The 4618-nt window shown below is 65.4% G+C and carries 3 protein-coding genes; 2 read left to right on the forward strand and 1 reads right to left on the reverse strand.

Annotated features, from left to right (window positions below; translation table 11 throughout):
• Positions 1-17 precede the first annotated feature (17 nt).
• Both ligA and B3587_RS14265 read left to right on the forward strand, forming a co-directional pair.
• Positions 18-2309 carry an NAD-dependent DNA ligase LigA gene (gene ligA, locus B3587_RS14260; protein ID WP_348681185.1) on the forward strand — a complete coding sequence of 764 codons (2292 nt, stop codon included), beginning with the start codon at positions 18-20 and terminating at the stop codon, positions 2307-2309.
• 71 nt (positions 2310-2380) lie between these two features.
• Entirely contained in the window at positions 2381-2869 is a 489-nt protein-coding gene (locus B3587_RS14265) for a DUF4262 domain-containing protein (protein WP_228178176.1), read from the forward strand.
• Between the two features lie 11 nt (positions 2870-2880).
• Here B3587_RS14265 and B3587_RS14270 read toward each other — a convergent pair whose 3' ends face one another.
• A complete protein-coding gene (locus tag B3587_RS14270) occupies positions 2881-4581 on the reverse strand; it encodes a long-chain-fatty-acid--CoA ligase (RefSeq protein ID WP_292729865.1) in 1701 nt (566 codons plus the stop codon).
• Positions 4582-4618: the final 37 nt, after the last annotated feature.

Consider the following 4618-nt stretch of genomic DNA (forward strand, 5'->3'; position numbering starts at 1 on the left):
ACGTTTCCCCTGCATCTGTGACGATCCCGGATGCGGAGCTCGCGCGGCTCAGTCTCGACGATGCTCGGGCGGAGGCTTCGCGCCTCACTGACCTCATTGTCGATGCCCGCGGGGCGTACTACGGGCGTGACGAGGTCATCGTCGACGACGCCACGTACGACACGTGGATGCAGCGGCTGGAGGCCCTCGAGCGACTGCATCCCGAAGTTCAGGGGCAGGATTCGCCGACACTCTCGGTCGGGGCAGCATCAGGCACGCTGTTTTCGCCGGTCGAGCATGCCGAGCGGATGCTGAGCCTCGACAATGTCTTCAGCGACGAGGAATTCCGGGCCTGGGCTGCACGCGTGCAGCGTGACGTCGGCGGCTCAGTTCATTACCTGTGTGAGCTCAAGATCGACGGTCTCGCCCTGTCGTTGCGCTACGAGCGCGGGCGGCTCGTGTCGGCTGCCACGCGGGGTGACGGACGCGTCGGAGAGGACGTGACCGAGAACGTCCGGGACGTGGCCGGTATCCCGACCGCGCTTGCCGGGACGGGACATCCTGAGCTTGTCGAGGTGCGTGGTGAGGTGTTCTTCACCGTGGCTGACTTCGAGTCGCTCAACGCCTACCAGGAGTCGATGGGAGATCGCCTGTTCGCGAATCCGCGGAACGCGGCATCCGGGTCGCTCCGGCAGAAGCGCGAGGGCAAGAACGAGCGCCAGCTCGAGGCGATGCACGAACGGCTCTCGCGGCTGCGGCTGACCGTCCATGGCATCGGCGCCTGGCCGAATCCTCCGGTAGCGACCCAGAGCGAGGTCTATGGGCTGCTGGAGTCGTGGGGTTTGCCGGTGAGTCGGTACTTCACGGTCGCAGAGTCAGTCGATGCCGCCGCCGATTACATCCGCCACTACGGCGAACACCGTCACGATGTCGAGCACGAGATCGACGGTGTCGTCGTGAAAGTCGATGAGTTGGCTTTGCACGACGAGCTGGGCGCGACGAGCCGCGCGCCGCGGTGGGCGATTGCGTACAAGTACCCGCCCGAGCAGGTGAACACGAAGCTGCTCGACATCGTCGTTTCGGTCGGGCGAACCGGCCGCGCGACACCGTTCGCCGTTATGGAACCGGCGCGTGTCGCGGGCAGCGTCGTACGTCAGGCGACGCTGCACAACCAGGACGTCGTGAAGGCCAAGGGGGTCCTCATCGGCGACACGATCGTCATCCGCAAGGCCGGCGATGTCATTCCCGAAGTCCTCGGGCCGGTCGTCGAGTTGCGTGACGGCAGCGAACGCGCATTCATCATGCCGACGCACTGCCCCGAGTGCGGCTCTCCGCTCGCCCCCGCCAAAGAGGGCGACATCGATCTGCGATGCCCGAACACGCGATCGTGTCCGGCCCAGGTTCGCGGTCGGGTCGAGCACATTGGTTCGCGTGGCGCTCTCGATATCGAGGGGCTCGGTGAGGTGTCAGCTGCCGCCCTGACGCATCCGTTGCGCCCCGAGGTGCCGCCGCTGGTCACTGAGGCGGGGCTGTTCGATCTGCGTGCCGAGGACCTTTTTCCAATCGACGTCGAGGTGCGCGATGCCGAGACGGGGCTTGTTCGGCTCGATGCCGACGGTGAGCCGGATGCGCGCAGCCCGTTCCGTCGTCAGCGCAGGGCTCCGCTGGAAGGTCGTGCGCCGACAGCGTCGCGACCCGATCCCGTGTTCGATCCTGAGAGGCCGTTCGATGGGGATGCCGACTTCATTCTGTCGGCGGCGGCGTATGAGCTGCTCGACAATCTCGAACGCGCCAAGACGAAGGAGTTGTGGCGCTTCCTCGTCGCGTTGAGCATCCGTCACGTTGGCCCGGTCGCTGCCCGCGCGCTGGCGCAGTGGTTCGGGTCGATTGATGCGATTCGTGCGGCTTCCCGTGAGGAGCTCGCGGCGGTCGAGGGCGTCGGCCCGATCATCGCCGATGCGATCATCGACTGGTTCGAGGTCGACTGGCACGTTGAGATCGTCGAGCGGTGGGCGGCCGCAGGAGCGCAGCTGTCGACCCCCGGCCATCCTGGTCCTGGCGCTGCTGTCGTCTCGGGCGGAGTGCTCGAGGGCGTCACGGTTGTGGCTACCGGAACCCTGGAGGGATATACGCGCGAGGGCGCACAAGAGGCGATCATGGCAGCTGGCGGCAAGGCTGCCTCGAGCGTGTCCAAGAAGACGGATTTCGTGGCTGCTGGCCCGGGCGCCGGCTCGAAGCTTGCGAAGGCGGAGGAGCTCGGTGTGCGGATTATCGATGCAGCCCAGTTCCGCATCCTCGTGGAGCAGGGTCCAGCCGCGCTGGGGGAGTAATCTGGCGCCAATCTGAGTGTCGTACGTTTGTTCTAATCTCATGATCAAGGTCACTGAGGGAGGACAAGATCATGAGTGCACTGGACGCCGCAACGCAGGCATGGCTCGACCAAGAAGATCGCCACACCGTTGAGACCATTCGAAAGTACGGCACGTACATCCAGTACGTCGGTGGGGCCGGGCACGTTGAGCGCGCGCCGTTCGCGTACACGGTTGGTCTGTACGGGATCGGTCATCCCGAGCTCGCGATTCTTGGCGTGGGGCCCGAGACTGCGGCAGCGGTTCTCAACGATCTCTCGGCGCGTGTCCGGGACGGATCCGATCTCATTCCGGGCGAGATTCTGAGCTTCCAGGCGTGGCAACATCGCGTCCGCGTCGAGGCGGTTCCCAACCCGGGCGAGATCGCCTTCGCCGCCAATCGGTTCTACGAGCGACCCGACGCGTTCTCGGTTCCTCTTCTCCAACTCACCTACGACGATGTCAACGGCCACTTTCCGGACGAGGTGGGGTACTCGATTCCCGCATGGATCCAACCACGGCCTGGGCAGTGGCGAGCCTGATGCCGCGAGGCCTACTCCTCGCCCGAGAGCTCCAGAAGCTTCGCGCGCACCTGCCGCCGCAGGACCTTTCCGATCAGTGACTTTGGTAGCTCATCGACGACGAAGATTCGGCGCGGCACCTTGTAGGGGGTGAGGATGCTGCGCGCGAACTCGCGAATAGCGGTCTCGTCGATGTCCTCGACGCTGGACTCGAGCACGATAGCGGCGACAACCTCTTCACCGGAGTGCTCCGACGGCATCCCGACGACCGCGACATCGGCAACGGCAGGATGCTGCCGCAGCACTCCCTCGACCTCGGTCGGGGCGACGTTGAAGCCTCCTGTGATGATGAGCTCCTTGATGCGGTCGACGATCCGCACGAACCCGGCGTTGTCGATTGTGACGATATCGCCGGTGCGGAACCAACCGTCGACGAAGACCTCCTCGGTCTCTTCCGGTCGCCCGTAGTAGCCAGAGAAGACCTGGGGGCCACGCACGATCAGTTCGCCACGCTCGCCCTGCGCGACGTCCGTCGTCGGATCATCTGGGTCGACGACGCGACACTCGGTGCCCGGAAGAGGCAAACCGACGGTGCCGGGGACGCGGTTGTCGGCGACGGGGTTCGCCATCAGTACGGGGGAGCACTCGCTGAGGCCGTAACCTTCGACGAGGTATCCGCCGGTCTCGGCCTCGAACGGCACGACGAGTTCGTGCGGGAGTGCCATTGCTCCCGAGATCGCGACGCCCGTACCCGCGAGCGAAATCCCCGTGCGCTGAGACTCCTTCAAGAGTCGATCAGCGATCGGCGGTACGAGCGGCAAGAAGGTCGCCGGATGCTTCTTCGTGACCTCGAGCACCATGTCGGGATCGAACCGCGGGAAAAGTACCAGGCGGGCGCCCATTGACATCGCGAACGTGAGACACAGCGTCAGTCCGTACGCATGGAACATCGGCAGGACGGCGTAGACGACGCATCCTTCGCCGCGCTGGATCGTGGGAACCCACGCTCGCGCCTGGGCAGCGTTCGAGAGCAGGTTGCGATGTGTCAGCGACGCGCCCTTGGGGTTGCCCGTCGTTCCGCTCGTGTATTGGATCAGCGCGAGATCGTCGGTGGAGGGTGACGGGTGCGCGGCAGGCAGCGGCTCGTGGCTCGCGACGTCATCCCAGCTGACGGCACCGCTGACTCGCTCGGTGAGGGCGGTGCGCGCCTCGCGTGCTTTGGCGATCGGGAGCTTGAGTGCCAGCTGCATCGTCCAGGGCATCGCCTTGGTGATGTCGACCGAGATGAGTGTGTCGACACGCAGATCGCGGGGGAACTCCTGAACGGTGCGCACGACCTTGCTCCACACGATCGCGTGCTTGGCGCCGTGGTCTTCGAACTGCTTGCGCAGTTCCCGCGGGGTGTAGAGAGGGTTGTGCTCGACGACAACGGCTCCCAAGCGCAGGATCGCGTAGAACGCGACGATGTGCTGCGGGCAGTTGGGCAGCACGATCGCGACCGGGTCGCCTGCCCGGACGCCGTGTGCGTGCAAGGCGGCAGCAGCGCGTTGGATCTGCTCGTCGAGCGACCGATAGCTCGTCGTACGTCCGAAGAACTGCAGCGCGGGAGCATCGGGATAATCCCGGACGGATGCCGCAACGATGTCGACGAGTGACCCGCTGACCGGATCGAGGTCCTCGGGGACCCCCTCCGCGTAGCTGGCGATCCAGGGGCGAGGCGGGTCGTACTGCATCACGGCATTCAGCCTAGATGAGTGAGTCCGATCGTTT

Source organism: Microbacterium sp. UBA837, assembly GCF_002296025.1.
Taxonomy (GTDB): Bacteria; Actinomycetota; Actinomycetes; order Actinomycetales; family Microbacteriaceae; genus Microbacterium.

Coding starts and splice junctions, on each gene's coding strand:
- B3587_RS14265 (WP_228178176.1), top strand. CDS start 2,381: ATGAGTGCACTGGACGCCGCAACGCAGGCATGGCTCGACCAAGAAGAT.
- B3587_RS14270 (WP_292729865.1), bottom strand. CDS start 4,581: ATGCAGTACGACCCGCCTCGCCCCTGGATCGCCAGCTACGCGGAGGGG.